This is a genomic window from Vibrio sp. JCM 18905 (genome assembly GCF_055393305.1).
Window position 1 is genome coordinate 888711 of the sequence record NZ_AP043879.1, and the last position, 22801, is coordinate 911511.

At 44.3% G+C, this 22801-nt stretch carries 21 protein-coding genes and 1 tRNA gene; 6 read left to right on the top strand and 16 right to left on the bottom strand.

The features are described 5' to 3' along the window. The first annotated feature begins 683 nt into the window (after nt 1–683). The 4 genes from ACZ5ZC_RS12375 to ACZ5ZC_RS12390 all read left to right on the top strand — a co-directional run bounded on the left by ACZ5ZC_RS12375 (nt 684) and on the right by ACZ5ZC_RS12390 (nt 4275). Nucleotides 684–1442 carry a metallophosphoesterase gene (locus tag ACZ5ZC_RS12375; RefSeq protein ID WP_053809108.1) on the top strand — a complete coding sequence of 253 codons (759 nt, stop codon included), beginning with the start codon at nt 684–686 and terminating at the stop codon, nt 1440–1442. Nucleotides 1443–1924: 482 nt separating this feature from the next. After that, nucleotides 1925–3103, top strand: a complete 1179-nt coding sequence (locus ACZ5ZC_RS12380) for a methyltransferase domain-containing protein (RefSeq protein ID WP_053809107.1) — start codon at nt 1925–1927, stop codon at nt 3101–3103. Between the two features lie 10 nt (nt 3104–3113). Further along, entirely contained in the window at nt 3114–3656 is a 543-nt protein-coding gene (locus ACZ5ZC_RS12385) for a GNAT family N-acetyltransferase (RefSeq protein ID WP_053809106.1), read from the top strand. 169 nt (nt 3657–3825) lie between these two features. After that, entirely contained in the window at nt 3826–4275 is a 450-nt protein-coding gene (locus tag ACZ5ZC_RS12390; protein ID WP_029835716.1) for a GNAT family N-acetyltransferase, read from the top strand. Nucleotides 4276–4554: 279 nt separating this feature from the next. On the opposite strand, the gene ACZ5ZC_RS12395 is transcribed toward ACZ5ZC_RS12390, so the two are convergent. The 5 genes from ACZ5ZC_RS12395 to ACZ5ZC_RS12415 all read right to left on the bottom strand — a co-directional run bounded on the left by ACZ5ZC_RS12395 (nt 4555) and on the right by ACZ5ZC_RS12415 (nt 10607). Continuing rightward, complete coding sequence (locus tag ACZ5ZC_RS12395; RefSeq protein ID WP_054390320.1) at nt 4555–6390, bottom strand: ATP-binding protein; 1836 nt, start codon at nt 6388–6390, stop codon at nt 4555–4557. 2 nt (nt 6391–6392) lie between these two features. Continuing rightward, on the bottom strand, nt 6393–7571 hold the full coding sequence (locus ACZ5ZC_RS12400) for an SIR2 family NAD-dependent protein deacylase (protein WP_182039300.1): 1179 nt from the start codon (nt 7569–7571) through the stop codon (nt 6393–6395). 152 nt (nt 7572–7723) lie between these two features. Further along, complete coding sequence (locus tag ACZ5ZC_RS12405) at nt 7724–8035, bottom strand: 4-fold beta flower protein (RefSeq protein ID WP_054390229.1); 312 nt, start codon at nt 8033–8035, stop codon at nt 7724–7726. 414 nt (nt 8036–8449) lie between these two features. Continuing rightward, nucleotides 8450–8842 carry a hypothetical protein gene (locus ACZ5ZC_RS12410; RefSeq protein WP_053807628.1) on the bottom strand — a complete coding sequence of 131 codons (393 nt, stop codon included), beginning with the start codon at nt 8840–8842 and terminating at the stop codon, nt 8450–8452. 472 nt (nt 8843–9314) lie between these two features. After that, complete coding sequence (locus ACZ5ZC_RS12415; RefSeq protein WP_053807627.1) at nt 9315–10607, bottom strand: tyrosine-type recombinase/integrase; 1293 nt, start codon at nt 10605–10607, stop codon at nt 9315–9317. Nucleotides 10608–10782: 175 nt separating this feature from the next. Here ACZ5ZC_RS12415 and ACZ5ZC_RS12420 point away from each other — a divergent pair. Further along, nucleotides 10783–10847: transfer RNA gene (locus ACZ5ZC_RS12420), tRNA-Ser, on the top strand. Between the two features lie 109 nt (nt 10848–10956). Beyond that, nucleotides 10957–11547 carry a membrane lipoprotein lipid attachment site-containing protein gene (locus ACZ5ZC_RS12425; RefSeq protein WP_048626525.1) on the top strand — a complete coding sequence of 197 codons (591 nt, stop codon included), beginning with the start codon at nt 10957–10959 and terminating at the stop codon, nt 11545–11547. A gap of 45 nt (nt 11548–11592) precedes the next feature. Here the strand turns inward: ACZ5ZC_RS12425 and ACZ5ZC_RS12430 are convergent, their stop codons facing one another. Genes ACZ5ZC_RS12430 through ACZ5ZC_RS12480 form a run of 11 tightly spaced genes read right to left on the bottom strand, consistent with a single transcriptional unit; the run spans nt 11593 to nt 22792 of the window. Continuing rightward, nucleotides 11593–12816, bottom strand: coding sequence for a beta-ketoacyl-ACP synthase (locus ACZ5ZC_RS12430; protein ID WP_464931945.1), 1224 nt, complete (start codon nt 12814–12816; stop codon nt 11593–11595). Continuing rightward, the gene (fabG, locus tag ACZ5ZC_RS12435) at nt 12813–13538 is read right to left on the bottom strand and encodes a 3-oxoacyl-ACP reductase FabG (protein ID WP_054867863.1); all 726 of its coding nucleotides are present in this window, start codon (nt 13536–13538) and stop codon (nt 12813–12815) included. The genes ACZ5ZC_RS12430 and fabG overlap by 4 nt, the downstream gene beginning before the upstream one ends. Further along, nucleotides 13535–13999 carry a hotdog family protein gene (locus ACZ5ZC_RS12440; RefSeq protein ID WP_054867864.1) on the bottom strand — a complete coding sequence of 155 codons (465 nt, stop codon included), beginning with the start codon at nt 13997–13999 and terminating at the stop codon, nt 13535–13537. Before ACZ5ZC_RS12440 ends, fabG begins: the two co-directional genes overlap by 4 nt. After that, nucleotides 13992–15179, bottom strand: a complete 1188-nt coding sequence (locus ACZ5ZC_RS12445) for a beta-ketoacyl-[acyl-carrier-protein] synthase family protein (protein WP_054867865.1) — start codon at nt 15177–15179, stop codon at nt 13992–13994. The genes ACZ5ZC_RS12440 and ACZ5ZC_RS12445 overlap by 8 nt, the downstream gene beginning before the upstream one ends. Before the next feature lie 20 nt (nt 15180–15199). Next, entirely contained in the window at nt 15200–15811 is a 612-nt protein-coding gene (locus ACZ5ZC_RS12450; protein ID WP_170903044.1) for a DUF3261 domain-containing protein, read from the bottom strand. Next, complete coding sequence (locus tag ACZ5ZC_RS12455) at nt 15808–18150, bottom strand: MMPL family transporter (protein ID WP_464931946.1); 2343 nt, start codon at nt 18148–18150, stop codon at nt 15808–15810. The genes ACZ5ZC_RS12450 and ACZ5ZC_RS12455 overlap by 4 nt, the downstream gene beginning before the upstream one ends. Further along, entirely contained in the window at nt 18122–18742 is a 621-nt protein-coding gene (locus ACZ5ZC_RS12460; protein WP_464932136.1) for a LolA family protein, read from the bottom strand. The genes ACZ5ZC_RS12455 and ACZ5ZC_RS12460 overlap by 29 nt, the downstream gene beginning before the upstream one ends. Further along, the gene (locus ACZ5ZC_RS12465) at nt 18742–19188 is read right to left on the bottom strand and encodes an acyl-CoA thioesterase (protein ID WP_005388315.1); all 447 of its coding nucleotides are present in this window, start codon (nt 19186–19188) and stop codon (nt 18742–18744) included. The genes ACZ5ZC_RS12460 and ACZ5ZC_RS12465 overlap by 1 nt, the downstream gene beginning before the upstream one ends. After that, the gene (locus ACZ5ZC_RS12470) at nt 19188–20741 is read right to left on the bottom strand and encodes an HAL/PAL/TAL family ammonia-lyase (RefSeq protein ID WP_054867867.1); all 1554 of its coding nucleotides are present in this window, start codon (nt 20739–20741) and stop codon (nt 19188–19190) included. Before ACZ5ZC_RS12470 ends, ACZ5ZC_RS12465 begins: the two co-directional genes overlap by 1 nt. Beyond that, nucleotides 20725–22431, bottom strand: a complete 1707-nt coding sequence (locus ACZ5ZC_RS12475) for a glycosyltransferase family 2 protein (protein WP_464931947.1) — start codon at nt 22429–22431, stop codon at nt 20725–20727. Before ACZ5ZC_RS12475 ends, ACZ5ZC_RS12470 begins: the two co-directional genes overlap by 17 nt. Then, entirely contained in the window at nt 22424–22792 is a 369-nt protein-coding gene (locus tag ACZ5ZC_RS12480; protein WP_054867873.1) for an ApeI family dehydratase, read from the bottom strand. Before ACZ5ZC_RS12480 ends, ACZ5ZC_RS12475 begins: the two co-directional genes overlap by 8 nt. Nucleotides 22793–22801: the final 9 nt, after the last annotated feature.

The window sequence follows — 22801 nt, forward strand, 5'->3', positions numbered from 1 at the left end:
TTCATCATCTCCGTAACTCATAATGGTGTAAAAATGAGTTCATCACTCAAGTTGCGTCACGCAGCCTATGTGATTGATAACTCGGGCAGGGGCAGATATGATTTTTTGCAGGTGCTGCAACAACTGAACTTTCTCATCGCTCAGGCAACTATTGCAAAAATTGCAACAGTTCAACTGCCGAGGAACACTCGGTAGTTGATTGATAATCTGCGTGCATGTTTTGCACATTAGCTAGTTCTATTGCCAAAATGATGCGCTCTGAAACGCTTAGGGGTAGAAATTTGTCGCGGTGAATGGGGGAAGCAATTGCTAAGGAAAACTAGCGAGTTGAAAAGCAACTGAGAAGAATTTCTTCCTAGTTGTCCGTACGTAAAGGGGGAGCTTCGTGCTAGGCGAAGTCAATCTGGTACGTTGGTGTCGAGTAGATGACGCTTGTCACTGAACGATTTAAGAGGATGCAAAGAACAGCTTCATCTATCGTCGATAATCACAACACAGTCAGGTTTCAGTTAGCTTTCCCCTCTAGGTACAGTCGAGTCCTAGCAAGTTTTGGGGTATAGATAATGTATGAAATAAGCTGTTTTACAATCGGGATTAATAGTTTTGGCAACAGTTAAACGACAACCAATGATTATTGTGTATTATCAATCGCTGTAATCAGTAAGGTTTATAGCGAGATACACATGAAGTTCATCCCAGTAAGCGACTTACACCTAGATATCAATAACATCAGACGTGATACATGGATTGACTTCGACAAAGATGCCACCCTTATTATTGCGGGTGACGTGTCTAATGCACTACACGGAGTCTCTTATATTAAGCGTATCCTTTGTACACACTTTAAAAATGTTGTTTTAATCAGTGGTAATCACGAGTGGTATTCAAACAAATGCAAAGAGTCAGTGACAAACATACCATACGCTTCTGCCATAAAGCATTCACCGATCCCTCGCTTAAAAAAACATGCAGACGAAACGCCAAACCTATACTTCTTGGATAACGAAATGGTCGAGATTGATGGCACCAAGATCTACGGTGGGACATTGTGGTTTCCGCTACTCTCTTTGAATAAAGAAGAGCAATACAATTACGAACTACTAATGAACGATATGAATTTCTTGAACAATAGATTGGTCGATGAAATGCACCATGCCTTCATCGATAATATGCCTGAAAAGGTAGATATCGTTGTGTCTCACCACCTACCCAACAAAGCTTCATTTGCTAGAGAGTCAGACGCGAATAGCCGATACGCCCCTTTCTATCATGCCAATTTAAGTGATGACATTATTAATAGGGCTAAAGTTTGGATAGCTGGTCACCAACACGAGCCCATTGAAAAAATGATTGGTAATGATGTGCTCTTTATTTGCAACCCAAAGGGATCTGGTCCTCTTAAGCCAGGAAAGATGAATAGCAAATCCTACAACGTTAATTAACGTACAGGCCCCCTCCTTGTCGATGCACAAGGCTAAAATTGTAGCAAACAAGCTTAGAGTTGTTGCAATAGCAATCACTATTTTTAATTGCATCGAATCTTACCTTTAGCGGCTTAGCAATTTTGGCCACAGTAGTTAGAGTTCTATACATTAGGAAAGGTAATACAAACTGCGATGATTGAAATTACGTTCAATTGCGCGTTATCTAACTTTGTGGCAGCTCTGAGCTAGCTACACCAATTAGCTCGAAGATGGACAATTCTGTTTTAGGGAGTTTGCTAATTTAGCTATTCATAAATAAGTTCTGGTATTGAAAACTGGCTACTAGCTACCGACTAGTATCTCAAAATCATCCGCAGTCCTCACCACCATCATCTCACTTCTACCACTGTTGGTGAAAAATTCGAACAAGTCTACTTGACCTGTCTACTACTCTACAGTTCATACTATCCAAATACTAAGAACACTGGGTCAAATCGCACATGTATTTGATTTCTGAACTGGCGACGAAGGTGGGTATCTCTCGCACCACCTTACTCTATTACGAGAAGTTAGGGCTGATTAACGGCCAGCGTCTTGACAATGGATATCGCTATTACAGCGAAAACGATTTGCAGCGACTGTTATTGATTCAGCAACTTCAAAGCGCAGGACTCTCATTGAAAGAGTGCGAACAATGCTTGGACGCGAAGTTAAGTAGAAGCTTATTGGAAAATCGGCTGACGCAACTCAACCATGAAATTGATAAAAAAATCCACGCTCGTGAGTTGCTACTGGCGTTACTTGGGGAACGTCCACAAAGAGAGTTACACCATTCCCTGAGTCAAAGTGCGCCTAGCGCTTACTTAAACTGGTTAAGTACGCAGGGTTACAGTGAAAAAGAAGCGCTCCGATTGAAGTGGCTATCAAAAGATATGAACGAACACGAGAGTTACATGAAAGACTTTATGACGGTCTTTGCAACATTAGAAAGATGGGGGCCAGGGAGTCACAAGGACTCTTTAAAAGCGATTTCATTAATGTCTCCTCAGACAATGACCGATATTTTAGACATTGGTTGCGGCACTGGCACCTCAACATTACTGCTAGCCGATAACAGTACCGCGCACATTACCGCCGTGGATAATGAGCCTATTGCCATCGAACAGCTCAATAAAAAAATCCAAAATGCACAGTTACATGAGCGGATTTCTCCTGTTTGTGCCTCCATGACGGAACTGCCATTTCAGGCAAAGAGTTTTGATGCCATTTGGGCGGAAGGCTGCGTCTACATTATGGGAATGGAGAACGCACTAAAACAATGGAAGCCTCTGTTGAAAGACAATGGCGTGTTGATGGTGAGTGATTTGGTTTGGCTCACTGACTCTCCCGACGAAGAGACAAAACAGTTTTGGCTGGCAGACTACCCAGACATTCAATCGATACCTAAACGGCTAGCTCTGTTCAAAAAGCATGGCTACGACGTGATCGAACACTTTTCATTAGGCGTCGATGCATGGCAAAACTACTGGCAACCTCTGCAAGACCGAGTTAAGGAATTACAAGCTGCTATGCCTGCGTCCCAAGTGTTATTGGACATTAACAAAGAGATTTCGATTTACGAGCGCAGTGCTGCAAAAGATTTTACCTATCAGTACTTTATTTTAAAAATTGCAAACTAGAGATAGATATATGAAATACGCTTTGTACAAACAAGAACAAGCTCAAGAAATCATTACACTGTTCAATAACACATTTTCGGATTCAGAGGGTAAAGAAGAAGGGGCATTAATTGCGAAACTCGTGGAAGACTTTCTCACTTTACCAACCAAAGATGAGGATCTTTATGTGTTTATTGCTCAAGATGAAAGTGAACGCATTATCGGTAGCATCATTTTCTCTCGCCTATCGTTTCCAAATGGTGAAAACATATTCCTTTTAGCCCCCGTGGCCGTTGCAACAGAGTGTCATGGGCAAGGTGTAGGTCAAGGATTGATCAAGTTTGGGTTAGCGACACTGAAAGAAAAAGGCATCACCGTTGCCATTACTTACGGGGATATCAACTTTTACTCAAAAACAGGATTCGCTCCAATCAGTCAGGACATAATTCAAGCTCCGCTAGACTTGTCCTACCCTGAAGGTTGGATTGCACAATCTTTAGTCAGTAAAGCGCTCCCTAACATTGAGGGAAAACCAACATGCTTACCCGCTATCGACAATCCATATTATTGGTAGTTAATTGGCGTGAAAATTCCTTCGTTTCTGAATTTAGATGGCTATGCTTAAACGCTATTTTCTAAGCGGCGCTCTTACCATGCTCACCTAGTCACAACGGACATACCGTGTATGTTCTAAGCAATTATTCTTTGATAACCTTTAGAAACCACTGATAAATTTGAGGGCTATGATGAAAGTAAGAAAAGCCGTTTTAGATGACTTACCCTACCTTGTTAACTTCACTTCTGAAGAAGCAAGAGAGGCTGAGGGGAGTATTAAGATCCCAGAAACACTTGAAAAGGGCATTCTGGTTGCGCTGCGTGACCCTTCAATTGCTACCTATTGGGTTTTAGTTGATGAGAACGATACTCCCGTAGGGAGTGTCTCTGCGGTTCGGGAATGGAGCGACTGGAACGCTGGTTATTACTGGTGGATTCAAAGCATGTTCTTATCCAAATCACAGCGAGGCAAGGGTCGTATGTCATTGCTTTTGGATGCGGTAAAACATGAAATGAAAGTACAAAAAGGCTTAGAGCTGCGCCTATATGTTCACAAAGACAACTGTACGGCTGTTAGAGCTTATCAAAATGCTCATTTTTCAAAGTCCGATTACGAAATCATGATTTTAAGCAATTGAGTGAATTGCCATCAGTGTCGTACCCACTTTAACATTACCCCAAATAGGTCAATTTATGACAAGATATATGTATCCTGACTCTTAGGTTAGAAAGGTTTTGGACAAAACCTTGTTAGATTAATTACTTAAATTAGAAGAATACAAATAACTTTTAGTATGGAAAATCGCTTAGGAAGTTTCCATTTTAGCTGAAGCGAAGCTCTTTATCACAAGGCATAACACCGCACTCACTAGTAAACGATGAGTGCGGCGAGTACTTTACCGCGTATTAAAGCGCTTTTATTTACACATTCTCTCAGATATTTCTTTCAATTTATCTAATTCTAAGCGTTCACTCGACCAGCCCTGAGCAAACGGGATGGTATTTGATTTCGGTAATTGGTCTTCTTTTAGATCCCTTATTCTTACTCTAGAAGGTAGAGCTGCACCTTCACCGACAAAAATTGCTTCTTGTTGAGATAAGATAGGTAGCGCTCCAACCATCCCAGAGAGTCCATCAGGTAGGAATCGAGCAACATGCTGCTGGTCTGCTGAATTTGTAAGCCTTAATACTACCCAAGTACCGCACTGTGAAATCACTGTACTGTCAACATCGGCTGGCCGCTGACTTACCAGCATCAAGCCAATTCCGTATTTTCGGCCCTCTCTGGCTATTCGCCTTATTGCTCCTTGAGCAGCAGCGTATTGAGCTTCTCCATGATCTGGCACATACCTATGAGCCTCTTCACAAACTAATAAAATAGGATCCTTCTCTTTCTCTTCTTGAGTCTGAAATACTTTATACTGAAAAAGTAACCTAGCGATTAGCGCGGTAAGCGGTCCTGCGACTTCATTTGGCAAGCCTGAGATATCAATAATCCGAATATCTTTACCTGCCTTACTAGGCGCACCAATGAATTGGTTCAAGACTTGATGCAGCTTTATTTCTTTTTCGTTATCAACCCAACACTTCATCATAAATGAAAGTCGAGTATCTCTTCTCAGAACTTTAAGTTTATCTAAAACAGAGGGTACTGGTGACTTAGCTAAATCGGAGTTGGTCATGCTTTCATGGTTATTACGGTTTATCCTACCGCCCTGAATGTACCTAACATGACTTTCAAACTCATCTAAGCAAAATGGCCTAGGTTTATCACGGTCGAATTCCAGAATATCTGAAGTATCTTTGCCATCACACAAATCAGGATCGTCAAAATTTTCTAAATGGTTAAGGGCCTCTGTACCAAACTCTCTTGGGCAAGGGTTGACAATTCCAGCAGCAACCATTCTTGCATGAGCAAGTGCTTTTTGAACGACGTTGTTTTGACTAGTAGCACTTCTTTCCGTTTTACCGATAACTAGGTTAGTGAACTCATCACTAGACATTAACCAATATGGTAGCTTTATCTCTTCCTGACCGTCGTCACCAGCGGTAATGTCATATGCTCGGTACTGTACAGCTCTCTCTCTAAAGGCTGAACCATACTCACCATGAGGATCAACGACTACTATTTGAGGGGACAGCTCTTTCTCATCATTTTTATGCGATAGAACGCTATGAATAATCGCAGCAACTGTACCTGACTTACCAGATCCTGTAGAGCCAAGAACCGCACAATGCATACCAAACATTTTATTAATGTTAGCTCGACAAGCTGTAGATTCAGAAGCACTGTAAACCGCAAAAGGCACTAATGGATCTACTTCTTCATTTCTTGTACCTTCAGCGGAACGGTATACAAAAGAAATTTCTTCGTTAGTTAGAAGGAATACGCCTTGCTGGGGTAAAGGATAGGTTTTAATACCACGTTTAAAAGCCAAAGTTGATTTTGTATTGTTCCAGCTTCCTTCAGCTAGCAGTTGAATTTCCATTACACGCTGATCAGAATCAGCAGTTACAGGCATTCCAGCTTCAATTAACTCTTCTGAACGCATTCTGAGCATAGTCACCAAGCCAAAAATTATTTTACGACCATAGTGAATTTTGACCATACTGCCTATTTGACCTATAGGGTAAACGCGACCATTAAAAGTTCTTGTTAGTTCTGATATTTTATCTGAAATCTCAACTTTTATATTGGTTCCTGATACTTCTACAACTTGGCCTATTTTCAGCTCTTCAGATGGTGTAAACATAACTAAACCTCGCATCCGTTCTTTAATACTGATGTTACACCTTTGAATGTCCACCAATAATCATCTTCATCGTCATCTTTTCTTTTAAATGGGCCTTCTTTTCCAATATAAAGACCGTGTGTAGATGCGATAATTACTCTTGAACCAAAACTATCACTACGCCAATTTTCTAAACATGGAGGAATTTCATCTCTACACTCCAAGAAAGCGAGCAATACTGTTTTGTTCTCTTCTTTTGATAAAGCAAATTCAATTTCGTTATTGATATGATCATCGCCAAAACTATAGCCGCACACAGCTAAAATATTGCTGTTAGCAGAATTCAGAGATTTTCTGAATAAGTCAAATTGCGTAGAGAACGGATCTTGCTGAGTGGCAACGTATTTAGTAGCTTGAGGGTAAATTAGAACTCGGCGATCCGACTTTGGGTATAGGTCATTTTCTCTAACTCGCCATACATACCCTTTGTCGCAAAGAAACCAATCTATGGAACCATGCATCTTAATCAAGTTAGCGCGCTGATTGTTCGCTGGTATGGGGTCTCCATACTTCTGTTTTCGATAGGCTACAGCACCACCATCGAACCCATCCCAATAAGCTATTTTATTTAGTGCTAATGCATCTTCTAAAAGAGTGTCATAGTTGGTTGTGAAAATATTGACAGCTTTTCTTCGCTCATGAACACCAGCGGATGCGTGGTTAAATAGAGTATCAACAAATTCTAAATGTGCTTCGATGTCCACAATTGGTTTAGACAAACTACCTTCTTCAATTGTGTTTCCTTCCTTGTCCTCTAAATAGCCACACCGTATAACATTTGAGATAGACTCAAGGATTGTATTATGTACTTCTTCTAGGGTAGCTAGCTCTACTTCCCCCCCACGAATTACAGTTTTCTTTTCTTTGTTTCTTTCAGCTAATGCAGCATAGTCGCCAAGATGACTAAGAACATGCTCTATATGGCATTGCTCTGGCAACTCTTCAAACAGTGGAATGATAATATCGTCATATAACTTCTTATGGCTAGCTTCTATATCCTTCTTAACTTTATTCGTTAAAGGGTACATTAGCGGCAATTTAGCGTCGAAACTTATTCCTGCACCCAGTAGCCAACTTTGCTCACTACACTTCAAGTGTTCTTCTATTTGCAGGAACAACTCATCATCAATCAAATCACTCATTTCTTTTCCTTCTTATAGAGTTGTAGCCAAGCTGGCAACTAGAGCCTTTTGACGCCTTACTAGATACGCCCCCTGAACTCAAGTTAACCACTGTAAATACAAAACTTAATCGAACAAAAATCCAAACGTTAGCCGTTACCCGCACGCAATTTTTATGTGCTTGCAAATTCATCCAGAGCATCAATTCGACCAGCTCTTAAGGCCTTACCTGCACGATTTGCTCTACGAGCTGGAGTAACGGGTGTCGCTGGTGTTGCTCTCACTGCTCGGTTTGCTGGTGTTGCCATTGATGTTCGTCTTAGAATGTAGTTTTCATTTTCTACTTCACCCAAGAAAGTGCCATTTCTGCGCCACACTCTGCCGTCTTCAGTGACCCAGCCTAGATACTGAGAGCTTGCATTAAATAATCGGTCATTTTTTATAAAGCCAAAGTATTGTCCATTCCATCGGTAAATCGGTGTCATTGATTCTCCTTTACTCGCAATTTATGTTACCTGTGCAAATTTTAAGTTTTCTCTTAACGCATAACACTTTATTGACAGAATCTTTCCGTGTTTGCATTCGGTTCATGTTGTTGCCATTCATTATGATACTCAAGGAGTATCAACCTATTGTGTGATTCAAGAGAGAGTTTAGGGGGATAACTACGGAAAGTTACCGTGAAAGTACCCAAAGTACGGATTAGTTTAATTTGGTCTATTTTAATACTGATTAAGTTGTCAGCTCGCTAGGTCTGAGAAGGTTTGGGGCATTTTCGAGTCACAGAGTCCGCGCTCCCATTTGTGATCACCAAGCGATTCTGTCGATACGCAAACAAAGTTAGTCTGTCATATGTTACAGACCAACTGTTCACGATATTTCATCCTAAGTAGAGTTTATTAAACCCGACCAAAAGCTTTGAGAAAGTTCTTGGGGTGTTGGTGAAACCTTACATGCTTGGGGTGATTAACCTTCCTCTTTCCCCTAAAAGGCGGCGCAATGTATCCCCAATTTGAACATCTTGAGAAATATATTACGTAATCAATCTGTGCATTCTGCCATTGGTCAGTAACAACGGTGTTTTCATCAAAGCATTCTACTGACTTTACTTGAATTCGGTAGAATTTGTTCCCGTCAGAAATAAGCACATCGGTCTTCATGCCATGATCGATCATGGGCATAAATACTTCCCAACCATCTTGCAATAGCCAGCTTGCCAATAGGGTTTCGTAAGAGATGCTTTTGTAGTGTTTTTTAGCTTCAGAAGAAGTGTGGAGTGTTCTTACAGGCATAGTAATATCCTAATTACATGCTGAGTGTCTTTTTAGCACAAGACAGCCAGCGAAGCCTCCCTTATAGGATAACTTCAATTAGGATTCACAATGGCTCTATTGAGATCTCATCAACTAGTAATGGGAGCTGCCCCTAGTCTTCTACCTGTTTGGTTACCTTGACTATTAATACTAGTGTTCACGTAGCGTGAGTGAATCGGTCAGTGTTCATATTAAAATAAACAAAGATCCTGATTTCGTCAATTTAACTAATGGCGAGAAAGCTTCACTAGACAGACAAACTGGCAGGAACCCAGAACAATAGACACCACACTGATTAGAAAATGTAGGTCAAACGACTTTCCGCAAAGTTTGATGGAAAAACATCCTGAATTGAAAGGGGTCAAAACCGTGTTTACTATGAGCTGGCACTTAATAAAGATCACATTGGATGATTAGTCCAATGTGTATAAAGAGCTAGATAGTTGGAAAGTTATATGTCATTTGCGCACTTGAGCATGCCTAGACGTTCATTCAATGCCTTTTCCCAAGCTTCCAAGGCAGCTCTTTTTTCATCTAGGTATTCATACATATCGTAGTGTTTTGAGGAAACATCAGAGAATGCGTGACCTTGTATGCGATCTCGAATTTCTTTTGACAGCTTTATTGTCGCACCGAGAGTTTTTACTGTTCTTCTAAAGTCTCTGCCGATGAAAGGTCTAGTCTCTTTTGTTCGGGATTTATAAGTTAAGAGCGCTTGAGCAATTGTGTTTGTGGGCATGTGCTCAAGATGTTCCGTTTTCTTATAAAAGACGTATGGACTATCTTGGGTTGCATTATCCTTTAACTCTTGAAGGATTTTGATCGCTGTTGTGGTCAAGGGAATCACGTGGGGAATGTTAGTTTTAAAGTTGCCTTGTTGAACAGTTAGGTACTTATCTTTGAAGTTAATATCACGCCACTCAAGCGTTACGATTTCGTATGGTCGCTGCCCTCCAAGATAGAAGCAAAGTTTTATTACTTGGCGAGTTTGATAAGCTAAATCGAGGTCTTCATATCGATGATCCATATCCCAGAGTAGTCGTTCGACTTCTTCCCAGCTTAAGAAATGTGTCCCCGCTTTTTCTGCCCACGTCTGCTTAGGTATGTCTGCGATAGGATTTCCTGAAATACCAAATTTTGTATTACGGTTTTTGTAAGCAGGATCACTGTCATAGAAGCGACCAAAGTTGAAAGCGGCATGAAGGATAGAACGTATTTTGTTGCTTTTAGCGGCATACCCAGCTTCAATCGGAACCGCTAATATGTAGATAAAATCTTCAGCTTTAAAATCCTTCGCCTTACGTTTGATATCTAAGTAAGGAAATACGTTATCTACAATTTTTTTCATTTCATCTTGATAAGTTCGCTTTCCTTCAATTCTCTTGTGTTCAGCATGGAGTGTGATTAATTGCTCAAAGCTACCAAGTTCGTTTGCTTCACGCTCTTCTCGAGCTTTTTCTTCAGCTCGGTACTTTAGCTCGGCTTTTGGGTCGATTCCTTGAGATAATAGGTCACTGTATTCTTTGCACAGATCACGGGCATGGGAAAGGGTCATACCTGGAAATTTCCCAAGAGATATAAATTGAGCTTTTGAGTCTTTGAAGTAGCGGAACTTAAAGTTGATTGAACCCGAGGGCATGACTTGAACTCCGAGACGACCTTTGCCTCTCTCACCTGATTTGTCCCAAGTGTAGTAAGGAGACTTTCTTGGTCTTAGTCCTTTAACTTCTTTAACGGTTAACATGCGCACCTTCATACAAAACAAGAGTAACTTGACTAACATTAAAACTAGTCAAGTTGTTAGTCAAGTAAGGTGGTGGTTTAGTGTAGTTAAATGTAATCGTAAATGATATGGTACTTGAGGTTTCGTTTTTTAAATTATTGATTTTTATTACTTATGTAATCTTGAGTAATTAAATGCGACTCTGTAACAACATCACTTCTAAGGATGTGGTCATTGGTTCGAATCCAATAGGGCGTGCCATTTATTCAAAAGCCCCGATAACTCTTTGAGTTGTCGGGGCTTTGTCGATCTTGTCTCAAATGTATTAACTTAGCTCTGTTACATGAGCTTTATTTTGATGCTTAAACTCATGAAAAAAATAATTTTTACTGCATTGATTGTTACTCTTTTAAGTGGGTGTGTCACACGCAAAGTTCGTGTTTTACCCCAAGCTATAAATATTACCCCAATTACTGATATTGCAATTAAAAACCTTAATTGCAGAATGGTTGACTCTTACACGATCGAGGATGTTCATCCAAACAATGTAGATCGTATACTTAAGAATCAAACTTACGCATCTGGTGGAAACCGATACCATATCGCAACTGTTCTAGATACTAGCCGTGGACGCCCATCTAGTGTTGTTGCGGAGCTTTATGACTGCCAGGTTGCCAAAATCAGTTTAGAAGCTGAGAAAGTTAAATTACTACCTGGTGCAAATGAAGTTCAACCCATCTCGTTTGCAGAAGTCGAAAACAATGAGTGCAAAGTGATTGGAAACAAAGTTGTATCAGAAAGCCAGAAAGGCTCTCTTTTTGATGAGTTGTCTAACCAAGTCTACATGGCGGGTGGTAATCGATATCATGTGACTAATATTATTGAGTCTGAAGGACAAACTCCAACATCTGTTTCTGCTGATATCTATCGTTGCAAGCACCGTTCAGTTGCCTTCAACTAACAAAAAAGCGCTGGCTAACCAGCGCTTTTGCATTTATTAAGGGCATTACATCTTTTTAAAGATGATGGAGGTGTTGATGCCGCCAAAGGCGAAGTTGTTACTCATCAAATATTTCACGTCCAGCTCTCGGCCTTGTCCGGCAATGTAGTCTAAATCGCCACATTGCTCGTCGAGGTTTTCTAGGTTGAGCGTTGGGTTGAACCAACCTGTGTGCATCATTTCTAAACCTAGCCACGCTTCAATTGCGCCACAGGCGCCTAGTGTGTGGCCAAAGTAGCTCTTGAGTGAACTGATTGGCACTTTGCCTAGAGCATTCGCTGTTGCGTTGCTTTCTGCAATATCACCGCGGTCGGTGGCAGTGCCGTGAGCAGATACATAATCGATCTTCTCAGCAGTAATCCCCGCGTTTTGCAAAGCCATTTCCATACAGATCTGCATGGTTTCCATCTGTGGTTGAGTGACGTGTGCGGCATCACAGTTGCTGGCAAAACCGATGATTTCTGCATAGATTTTCGCGCCACGAGCGACGGCGTGTTCGTACTCTTCCAGAACCAGCGTTCCCGCACCTTCACCAATCACCAAACCATCGCGATCGGAGTCATAAGGTCTTGGTGTGCTTTTCGGGGCTTCATTCTTCAGACTGGTGGCAAAAAGGGTATCGAAGACAGCGGATTCCGTTGGGCACAATTCTTCAGCGCCACCAGCAACCATTACTGTCTGGTAGCCGTGCTTGATCGCTTCGTGGGCATAGCCGATTGCTTGGCTGCCAGAGGTACATGCACTGCTGGTTGGGATCACTCGGCCTTTCAAACCGAAAAATAGACCAACGTTCACTGCCGTAGTGTGCGGCATCATCTGCACGTAAGTCGTTGCGGTGATCGCTTTAGTGGTTTTCTCATTCAGCATGACACCAAATGCGCCGATTGCGTCGGTACTGCCTGTTGATGAGCCGTATGCGATACCCGTTTGACCATTGCTTAGCACGTCGTTACCAATCAAACCTGCTTGGCTTAGTGCGTTTTCTGTTGCGACGGTCGCTAATTTGGAAACACGCCCCATGCCGCGTACTTGTTTGCGCTTGTAGTGCTTTGGCAGTTCAAAATCTAAAATGGGTGCCGCGAGCTTGGTATTCAAACCATCATACTGTTCGTAAGAAGGCATGTATTGCGTCGCGTTCAGGCAGTCACGCAGTTTCGGTTCGACAGACTGCCAATCGTTACCAAACGCAGTCACACCCGACATTCCGGTTACAACAACTCGACGGCTCATACTAGGCCTCCGTTTATCGAAATGACTTGGCGAGTTACATAGCCTGCGATGTCAGACATAAGGTAACTGACTAAACCAGCGACTTCTTCTGGCTCTCCCATGCGGCGCAAAGGAATTTGCGGCATCGCGTGTTCTTTTACGTGTTCGTCTACCATGCCTGTATCGATAAGCCCTGGAGCAACGCAGTTGACGGTGATTTTGCGTTTTGCCAGTTCAAGCGCGAGTGATTTTGTTGCACCAATTACGCCCGCTTTTGCTGCGCTGTAGTTAGTTTGACCACGATTCCCCATTAGGCCAGAGACTGATGCAAGCGTAACAATTCGGCCGCCTTTGCGCTTTTGCACCATAGGCATAACACAAGGGTGAAGAACGTTGTAGAAGCTATCTAGGTTGGTATGAATCACACCATCCCATTCTTCTTCGGTCATCGCAGGGAAAGCAGTATCTTTTGTGATGCCAGCGTTGTTTACGACGCCATAGTAAGCGCCGTGTTCGGCGATATCGGCTTCTAACTTCTCACGACAATCTGCACGGTCACTGATGTCGAATTGGATAAGACGACCGTTACCACCATGCTGTTCGATGGTGTCTAGGGTGTCTTGCGCGCCTTGTTGATCGCCCATGTAATGGACAATGATTTGGAAACCATCTTTGGCTAACTGAACGGCAATGGCTTTACCGATGCCTTTGCTGGCACCTGTAACGAGGACTTGTCGGGTCATTGTTGACTCCTGATTTTCATTTCTTGTAATTTTTCTTCTGATGGAACGTAAACGTTCAATTGGCAAGTCGCTACAACAGTTCCTTGTAGCTCAATACGGGCAGAAAATACCGCCATACCGTTATCTTCCATGACTTTTTCGGCATACACATCGAGCATTTGTCCGCGAGAAAACGCATCGCATTCAGAAGTGTATCGACGGCTACCAAGTAAAAAGCCAATCGGTGGCGCTTGTTCTTTCATTAATGCGTGGTAACCAGACCACGCCGCGACAGATTGCGCCATAAACTCAATGCCAACGTAAGCTGGCACGGTTTGAGAGATCGAGTCGAAGAACGGGTTGTGTTCTGCGATATCAACCTGGCAGTGAATCGTATCTTGTTGAACATCCAAGGCACGATCGACCAAAATCATTGGTTTGTCGTGTGGCAAAAGTTGTTCGATGGGAGGAAGTTTAGTCATGAGCGTAACCAAAAATAAGACTAATATTATTGCCACCAAAAGCAAAAGAGTTGCTGAGAATCGCTTTGTTACCCAGTTTGGTTGGCGTCTCAACTAACGATATATGGATATCGTCTGCTTTGGTTTCGCAGTGTTGCATTGGCAAGTCAAGGTTGTACTTGAGAATATGCCAAGCGATCGCGGCTTCCGTTGCACTTGCAGCGCCTAATGTGTGTCCGGTAAGTGGCTTTGTTGAACTCACAGGGACGGAGTTACCAAAGCAGCGGTGAATGGCTTTGCTTTCCATCACATCGTTTAACGGCGTTGCTGTGCCATGCGCGTTGATGTAACCAATGTCTTGCGCTGTAAGTCCTGCATTGGCCAACGCTTTTTTCATCGCTTCTTCTGCGCCTAACCCTTCTGGGTGTGGTGCGGAAATGTGGTGCGCGTCTGAGCTATCGCCAGCTCCGAGAAGAGCAACGGGCGCAGGTGTTTTGCTTAGCAACATTAATGCTGCGGCTTCGCCGATATTGATGCCGTTGCGATGCTGGTCAAACGGCTTACAAAGGGTATCGGATAGAGCTTCTAAACCGTTAAAGCCGTTTAGCGTTAGGCGACAAATGGTATCCACACCACCTACAATGACCGCATCAACAATGCCAGAGCGAATCAGGCGTTGCGCGGTTAAAAAGACGCGACCACTAGAAGAGCAAGCGGTGGAAACTGAGTAATTTGGGCCGCTCAAATCAAAGTAGGCGGCAATAAAATCGCTGCAGTTGCCAAGTTCTTGTTTGGTGTAATGGTAGTCGGCGGGAAACTCACCATTTGCCAGCTTTTCGCCAAATGCGATTTCGCCATCTGAAATGCCAGACGTGCTGGTGCCGATCACGACTGCGATACGGTCACGACCATATTTAGCAATGGCTTCACGCACGTCGCTTTCGATTTGCTGCAAAGCCGAAAGTGCGAGGCGGTTGTTTCTCGTATCAAACTGGCTGAGTGCGGTCGGTAATTGCGGTAACGTCTGTGCAATTCGACCGATTACTGTTTGGAGGCCTGAATTTAAAATATCTTGGTCAACCACCATGTTGGATGGTTTCGCTCCTGATAAACACTGGTGGATGATGGCGTCATCTTGTCCCATGGCAGAGTGAAAGCCACAGGCCTGAATATACAAAGGTTGAGAAGAGCGAATAGGCATATTGTTATTCTAAATTGTTCTTAATTAATCTGATGTTGCAGTGTTTGAATAGAAATTGAAAACTGATGTTTGAGGTGATGAAAATCAATCTTACCCTCTAACTTGTTAGAAGAGCTGTATTGAATCTCAATGATCTTTTCACCGTCGCTATCAAAGATGGCGCGAGAATTATTTTTATCAATAATTCGCCACCTTACCTCATTTAACGATCCTTCCCAAGCGGAACTCGGCCAGAGCGTGATCATCAGGTTAAATAATACCTGTTCTGGCTGCGGTAGCGAACCTTGTAAACCGTTGAGTACTTCGGTTTGGATTTGTTCTCCATCGTAAGACAATGACAGTACTCTTGTCCCCCAGGATGAGAAGCCTGCCAGCACCACTTCGTTGTTGGTTACTTGCAGTTGTACCGGAAGTTGCTCAGATGTGGTTTTACCATCTATTGCCCAAGAAGCCGTAATCAACTGACTGGCAGACAACTGATAGCCCAAGCTTGCGGGAGTGGGCAAGCTAACTTGGGTGTGCTCGGCAATATCGACCTGAGGCGTCGATTGGTGAGGTACCAAGCTACATGCACTTAAAAACAGACTCAGTGCGATTAACGCCGCGCAGCGAAAAGCATGGTTAAAAATCATGACGTCGTTTCCTCTGTTTTAATCGCAATCGGAGAGAGCAGCCAAGCGACAAAAATACCACTTAACACCGTAATGCCGAAACTGTGAATCGCGTGAGTTTGGCTTAGTGACAGCAACCCAAATGACAGCACAGTGGTTATTGCCGAAAGGGTGATCGCCAATAGTGTGCTCACGCTGCGGGCTTTCTCGGCAAAGAACAGAGTGTAATCGATTCCGATACCAAGAATGAGCACCAAGCCAAGCAAGTTGAACAGGTTTAACGTTGTTCCCATCGCGACAGCAGTTGCCAGACCGCAGGCGCAAGCAATCAATGATGGCAGTAAAACTCGCCAACTGTGTTGCAGACCGTACCGCTTGATTAACACCAGAAAGATCACAGCACTGGCGGCTACCAATAGCTCCATGATTTTGATTCGGTATTCACCAAATAGGGTGGATATTTCTTCAGCTTTGTTTAGGTAGACAACATCAGACTGTGATTTGGAAAATGCCTTAACAACGGCGGAGTCTTGCAATTGGTTTAACACCACAACCGTTGCCGATTTTCCTTTGATCTTACCCAAATGAAGAAAACGTACAGGTGCTGATACCGGGTTTTGCAAGTACTGCTCAACCGTGACAGGGATAAAGTCGGCGTCCATTTTAGGCTTTTTACTTAAGCTCAGCCCGGAAGCAAGTGGGCTGGATTGTGTCGCGTAAAGATCGCGAATCAATTGATAGTCTTGTTGCTGACGTTCCACTGAGCTCAAGTAGCGACTCAGACTCTGGTAGCTTTCGATGGTGCTGTCCGTTTTCCACGTTTCTAAAGCTGGCGTCAAAGACTCCAGCTTTTTCATTAGGTTTTCGTCATCGTCGGCGGTAATGACCAACATTTGCTGCGAAGATTGCATGCCACTAAGCGTCGTAATCAAGGTTTCTTGCTGCTTGAGATCGTTCGGCATCGTTTGCAGCAGACGAATGTCGTCATCGTAGTTCAATTGCAGCAAGAAAAAGCCACTCACAACCACACATAACATCGGCAATCCGACTTTAATTCGAGGTTGATTCCAAAGCGTTAGCCATTTCGCCAACAATGATTGTCCTGGTAAGTTCGAAATGGATCGCGATGGGTTACGAGCCAGTATCGGATACCAAGCCACCACGGTGATGTAAGCGGCAATCAGACCAATGGATGAAAACAGCGCAAGCTGCTGAAAACCAGGAAACGGTGCCACCAACATGCTCAAATAGCCGATCAAACTGGTGATTAAGCCCAGTGTGATCGCTATGAAAATATGCTTTAACCCTTGCTCGCTATCCCATTCATTTCCCGCCGCAAGGCGTTCGGTTAGGTAGTGGAATGCGTAGTCGATAGACACGCCGATTAAACTTGCGCCAAACACTAAGCTGAACAGATGGACTTTTCCAAAAATCCACGTCGTAACGGACAACGCAACGAGCAAACCAATGGTGATGGAAAGCAGTGCGAGAGACAGAGGCATTACACTACGAAAGACCAGCAAGAACAATGCAATGATACCGAGTAGAGAGAATACACCGATGGTGCTGATCTCCGATTTGGCACTTTGCGTACCAAAGTCGGCGTAAAATAGAACGCCAGTATGTGAGACTTCAGCACCATATTTCTGCGCGACGCTTTGTTCTAGCGATTGAATATCAGGGACTGCAAGCTGCCCCGTTAGGCTATAAGGCGAGTCTTTTAGCTCAGCAGTAATAAGCAAGTATTGAGCACCGTCTTTTTCGACGGACAGATAGCCGTTATCCAATCGGAAAGAGGAAGATTGCTGGGTAACTTGGCTTAAATAATCACGAAATAACAAGAAAGGGTCATTTTGTAACTCTTGCCCGGTCACTCCAGAAAACGGGTTGTACAGAGACTGAATTACATGCTGCACTTGCTGCTCTGGATTTTTGCTTAAACGCTCTCGTTGTTCAGGCGTCAGCAATTGGAATCGGTGCTTAAAGTAGTAACTCGCCCAAGCTTGCTGTTCTTGAGGTGAGATTTTTCCTACCACATCGCGAAAATGATTACTTTGGCGTAACCCCTTATCAAACTCTGCAGCCGCTGCAAAAAGGGCATTTTTGTCCGGCGCTGTGATCACGAAAATGACTTTGTCGCTCATACTTGCCGAGACCGACTCAAAGGCTTGCTCAGCCACCGGGTTTTGTTGGTTCTTAGGCAGCAGTTTTAAAATGTTGGTCTCAATCGGAGATTCTGCACTCCAAACCCATTGTTTGAGTAGCAACGCGCCCGCTAAAACAACGAGATTGAGCCAAACCAGAGCAAAGGTGTGAGTGCCGAGACTGAGTTTAGAAACGGAATTGAGCGTCTTCGGCATCCGTGAGTTCCTGAGGTAGAGAGGTCTGGTTCGTAAACGTGATTTCGGTCTTATCGCCACGCAGCTCTTGTAGGGTTAGGCGATCAATGTGCGTTTTACCGGAAAGGGTGATGGCTTTAAACACCGCATTTAATGGCGACTGTTTTGGCACTAAAACGAGCTGCCACTGATTGTTCTCAACTGAAAAATCGAGTGTGAATTGTTCTTGCAGTGCAGAAGTATCCCCGTGGAACACGGATAAAAACACATGGCTAAAGTAGAACGCCATTGGGTTTTCTTCTGCAGAGATCGTTTTCGGAGCTTGGTCGGCAAAAGTCTGACGAAGTTTGTTTTCCGTCAATACCAAATTGACTGCGAAACGTTCTGTTTGTTGCCACAACAAGCCATGTGTTTTGCTCAGTGTGAACTGACCTTTAGAGGTTAAAGGTTGACTAAACATTTCCAGATGACGCTGCTGCGTAAAATCTCCGCGTACGATTTCATGCTGAGACAACTGCTGTTGAAGCGATGCCAAATCCGTTACATTTACTGTCGGTGTTGCCAGTGCTGAAACAGAAAATATTAGCAAAAAAGAGAGTAACCACTTTTGCATTAGTTCAGGCTCCCATGGTTGTGCCATTGCTCTACTTTATCTAAAAAGACTGCTGGAGACACAAAGCACATCTCTTGCTTTTCAATGGATACGGCGACTTGCGTTGTATGCGCTTTGCACATACGTTGATTCGTTTCGGCGTCGTAAATCACGTAATCCACACGTAAGCGGTTTTCCCACTCAGTGAGTTGCGCGGTAATGCGAATGGTGTGATTAAACGGAATCGCCTTCACGTATTTAACGCGCGTGTCGATGATCGGCCACATGTACCCAGAGTCTTGCATATCGCGATAGCTGTATTGGATCTTCTCCATCAGCACACGACGCGCTTCTTCAAAATACCGAAAGAAGTTGCCGTGATATATCACGCCCATCGGGTCAGCATCTTGGAATGAGGTGACCATAGTCACCTCCGCTTCTAATGGGTAGAGAACCTGCTCTTGCATTATACCTCCGCGTAGAGTGGCCAATGACGTTGCTGAATGCGTTCAATGAAATGGTGCAAATCTTGTTCCAATGGGCGATCTTCAATCACAAATTCAAACTCGCTCAGTACGGCGTCACGAATTACTCGCAAACTCTGACTCATGTGGTGTTCGTCCAATTCGTTATGACGGCGACGAATCTCAACCGCTTGAACGCTTGCTAGGAGAGAAGCCGCAGCAACTTGCTCTGTTAACTCAAGTATGCGTAAGCAATCACGAGCCGCAATGGTGCCCATGCTCACTTTGTCTTGGTTGTGACATTCGGTTGAGCGAGAAAAAACGCTTGCTGGCATGGTGTTTTTCAACGCTTCTGCCGTCCAAGCTGAGATACCAATCTGAACCGCTTTAAAGCCGTGGTTGATCGGTTTACGCTCGCCTTCTGCACCGGTTAAGTTAAACGGCAAGCCGTTATTGAACTTGTAATCCATCAGTTGCGCCATCTGACGGTCCAGCAAATCAGCTAAGTTGGCAATGTTCACTTTCAACGTATCCATCGCCATTGCGATATGACCACCGTAGAAGTGACCGCCGTGCAGAACGCGCTCGTTGTCGCCATCGATGATTGGATTGTCGTTGGCACTATTTAGTTCATTCTCAATCAATTGACGTAGCCAAGGCAGTGAGTCTTGCACCATGCCAATCACGTGTGGTGCACAACGCAGCGAGTAGCGATCTTGCAGTCGGTCGCTATTGCGTGGCGGACGTTCAGCATTGAGATCATCACGCAGCCAAGCCGCAACTTGCTGTTGACCAGGGTGAGGTTTTACCGCAAACAACGCTTCATCAAAGTGGAAGTCATTACCTTGCATACCCACAGAAACCATCGCGGTAATCTTGGTGCAAAGCTGCGCTAGGTATTCTGCGCGTTTGTAGGCAAGACAGGCGAGGGCAGTCATCACGGATGTACCGTTCATTAACGCCAAACCTTCTTTTGGTTTTAGGCGAATTGGCTCAATGTCCAGCTCTGCAAACACTTCTTGTGTTGGTCGCACATCGCCTTTGTAAAGCACTTCACGCTCGCCAATTAAGGTCGCCGCTAGGTAAGACAGAGGCGTCAAATCGCCGCTTGCGCCCACCGAGCCTTCTTGTGGAATACGCGGCGCAATGTCGTGATTGATAAGCGTAACGATTTGGTTCAACAGATCGTGAGACACGCCAGATACGCCTTGCGACAATGAACACAAACGGGTCGCCAACACCGCGCGAGCTTGCTCATGAGAAAGGATTTGACCTAAGCCACAGCCATGGAAGCGCGTAAGGTGCAACGGAAGTTCATCCACAAGAGCGGGTGGAATCGCCACAGTACATGAATCACCGTAACCCGTAGTCACGCCGTAAATAACGCCTTCTTCTTTCAGTAATCGTTCCAGAAACGCCACGCCACGATCAATTTTCGCGGTAAATTCTGGCGAGGTGTTCATGTTTGCCTTTGCACCTTGAGCAATGGCAACGACATCTTCGATGGTTAAAGATTGGGCACCAAAAGTGATGTTGTGATTATTGTTGTTTGTCATGTGGCTGATTACTTAAAGTCCAGAAGTTAAAAAAGTTGTACCACTGTAACGGCGCTTGCAGTGTGTGGTGTTCTAATCTGTGTGCGTACTGTTGAATAACGTGTTCTAGTGCCTGCTGACGCTCCTTGCGCGGTAGCGTGATTTGGTCACTAAAGTGTTCAAAGTACACATTAAAATGCGGAGTGTTCGCTTCATCGTCGCGTAGGCCGAAGAGTAGGTAAACCGGCGCTTTTAATACCGAGGCCAGCATGAATGGGCCTTGCGGGAATGGTGCAGGTTTACCAAGAAAATCTGCCCAAACGACACGATTTTCTTTGCTGGTAGAAGTGCGATCGCCAACGATCACCACCCATTCGCCTTGCTCGATTTTTTGTTGAAGCAGAATCGCGGTGTCTGGTCCCATTGAGCTGACTTGAATCAGATTCAGTTCCGAGTTTGGGTTTACCGCCTTCATTACCGCATTAAATTGTTCAGCGTGTTGGGTAAATACCAAGGCATTGATTTTGACATGAGAGTGTCGACGACCAAGCGCGCGGCAGAGTTCGATGTTGCCAAGGTGCGAGCCCAAAATGACCACGCCTTGTTTTTTCTGCGCCATCTCTTCGAAATGATGTTGGCCGTGAATGGTTAGGTTGTCGACATTAAAGTCACCTTGCCATGCTGCCAGTTTGTCGAGCATAGTACGCCCAAAGGAAAGCAGATGATGATAGCTGTCCAACTGTTTTGGCAGTGCGATGTTCTGCTGCGCTGCGTAGCACTGCAAGTTTTGCAGGTAAATCTCAGACGCTTCGCGGGCTGATTTACCCGTGAAGTGGTAGTAGCGCATGACTAGCTTTAAAATCAGGTCGAACGCTTTTCTGCCGAACAAGCGGTAAACCGCGAGCAAGGTTTTGATGCCTAAAATCGTGCCTTGTTCTTTTCGTTTCGACCAGTGGGCATTGCTGTCGTCTGTGTGACGGCGCTTTCTGGCGAGTAGCGAAGGAATGCGCGGCAACATGCCAAAAAATAGGCGAGTGTGCATCCAGCTTATCTTGACGTTATCCCACAATGCGTCGAAGTGGGAAATGCCACCTTCAGGGTAGATCACGCGCGTTGGAACAAAATCAATATCGACGCCTTCCCAGTACATTCGCACCAGAATCTCGATATCAAAATCCATGCGTTTGCCGATGTTGTACTTGTTCAACACGGCGACCGTTTTCGCCACTGGGTAGGCGCGGAAACCGCACATGCTGTCTTTGATAGACAGTGACAAGGTTTCTATCCACACCCAAACGTGCGTAGCGTAGCGACCATACAGACGGGCTTTAGGTACGCTATCGTCATATATCGGTTGGCCAGAAATCAGGTTATCTGGTTTTGTTTCGCTGGCGCTGAGCAATTTGGGTAGTGCTTCTAGGTCGTGTTGACCGTCTGCGTCGATTTGAATGGTGTGCGTAAAACCAAGCTGGTGAGCTTGATGTAGGCCAGCCATCACCGCGCCACCTTTGCCTTGGTTTTCACTCAAACTAATCAGTTTTATCAGCCCTTGCTCACTCAACGCTGAAAGCGCTTGTTTGGTGTCTTCATTGCTGCCGTCGTCCACGACCAGCACTGGCAAAGCGAAAGAGGATAACGACGCCACCACGTCTGCAATTGTGCTGCCGTGGTTGTAGCAAGGAATTAAAAAGCAGGGACGGTAATCACTCACGTGACTCACCCAGTTTCATTTTGCCTGAAGAGTGAGTCACCAAGGTTTCACCGTTTTTCGATGTGTACTTAAAGGTCAATTTCTCGCGCTCATTGTCCCAAGAGAGTGAGAGACAAACGTCGGCGTTTGGCAGAATCGGCTCTTGAAATTTGATGACTTCCATTCCTTTAAATACCTTGGGAGTGTTCAAATATTGAACGGCGTAGAACAACGCCCAGTCAATTTGAGTGACGCCGGGTAAAAGAGGAAAGTGACTGAAATGACCTTGGAAATCTAAGATGTCAGCATCCACACGCAGCGAAAGCTCCGCGGTGTGGTCACTCACTTCAATACTCTGAATGGTTGGTTTTCTTTTATCCATGTTACTAGC

Coding starts and splice junctions, on each gene's coding strand:
- fabG (WP_054867863.1), bottom strand. CDS start 13,538: ATGACCCGACAAGTCCTCGTTACAGGTGCCAGCAAAGGCATCGGTAAA.
- ACZ5ZC_RS12405 (WP_054390229.1), bottom strand. CDS start 8,035: ATGACACCGATTTACCGATGGAATGGACAATACTTTGGCTTTATAAAA.
- ACZ5ZC_RS12465 (WP_005388315.1), bottom strand. CDS start 19,188: ATGCAAGAGCAGGTTCTCTACCCATTAGAAGCGGAGGTGACTATGGTC.
- ACZ5ZC_RS12460 (WP_464932136.1), bottom strand. CDS start 18,742: ATGCAAAAGTGGTTACTCTCTTTTTTGCTAATATTTTCTGTTTCAGCA.
- ACZ5ZC_RS12425 (WP_048626525.1), top strand. CDS start 10,957: ATGAAAAAAATAATTTTTACTGCATTGATTGTTACTCTTTTAAGTGGG.
- ACZ5ZC_RS12440 (WP_054867864.1), bottom strand. CDS start 13,999: ATGACTAAACTTCCTCCCATCGAACAACTTTTGCCACACGACAAACCA.
- ACZ5ZC_RS12395 (WP_054390320.1), bottom strand. CDS start 6,390: ATGTTTACACCATCTGAAGAGCTGAAAATAGGCCAAGTTGTAGAAGTA.
- ACZ5ZC_RS12380 (WP_053809107.1), top strand. CDS start 1,925: ATGTATTTGATTTCTGAACTGGCGACGAAGGTGGGTATCTCTCGCACC.
- ACZ5ZC_RS12410 (WP_053807628.1), bottom strand. CDS start 8,842: ATGCCTGTAAGAACACTCCACACTTCTTCTGAAGCTAAAAAACACTAC.
- ACZ5ZC_RS12390 (WP_029835716.1), top strand. CDS start 3,826: ATGATGAAAGTAAGAAAAGCCGTTTTAGATGACTTACCCTACCTTGTT.
- ACZ5ZC_RS12385 (WP_053809106.1), top strand. CDS start 3,114: ATGAAATACGCTTTGTACAAACAAGAACAAGCTCAAGAAATCATTACA.
- ACZ5ZC_RS12415 (WP_053807627.1), bottom strand. CDS start 10,607: ATGTTAACCGTTAAAGAAGTTAAAGGACTAAGACCAAGAAAGTCTCCT.
- ACZ5ZC_RS12430 (WP_464931945.1), bottom strand. CDS start 12,816: ATGAGCCGTCGAGTTGTTGTAACCGGAATGTCGGGTGTGACTGCGTTT.
- ACZ5ZC_RS12375 (WP_053809108.1), top strand. CDS start 684: ATGAAGTTCATCCCAGTAAGCGACTTACACCTAGATATCAATAACATC.
- ACZ5ZC_RS12400 (WP_182039300.1), bottom strand. CDS start 7,571: ATGAGTGATTTGATTGATGATGAGTTGTTCCTGCAAATAGAAGAACAC.
- ACZ5ZC_RS12455 (WP_464931946.1), bottom strand. CDS start 18,150: ATGCCGAAGACGCTCAATTCCGTTTCTAAACTCAGTCTCGGCACTCAC.
- ACZ5ZC_RS12445 (WP_054867865.1), bottom strand. CDS start 15,179: ATGCCTATTCGCTCTTCTCAACCTTTGTATATTCAGGCCTGTGGCTTT.
- ACZ5ZC_RS12450 (WP_170903044.1), bottom strand. CDS start 15,811: ATGATTTTTAACCATGCTTTTCGCTGCGCGGCGTTAATCGCACTGAGT.
- ACZ5ZC_RS12480 (WP_054867873.1), bottom strand. CDS start 22,792: ATGGATAAAAGAAAACCAACCATTCAGAGTATTGAAGTGAGTGACCAC.
- ACZ5ZC_RS12470 (WP_054867867.1), bottom strand. CDS start 20,741: ATGACAAACAACAATAATCACAACATCACTTTTGGTGCCCAATCTTTA.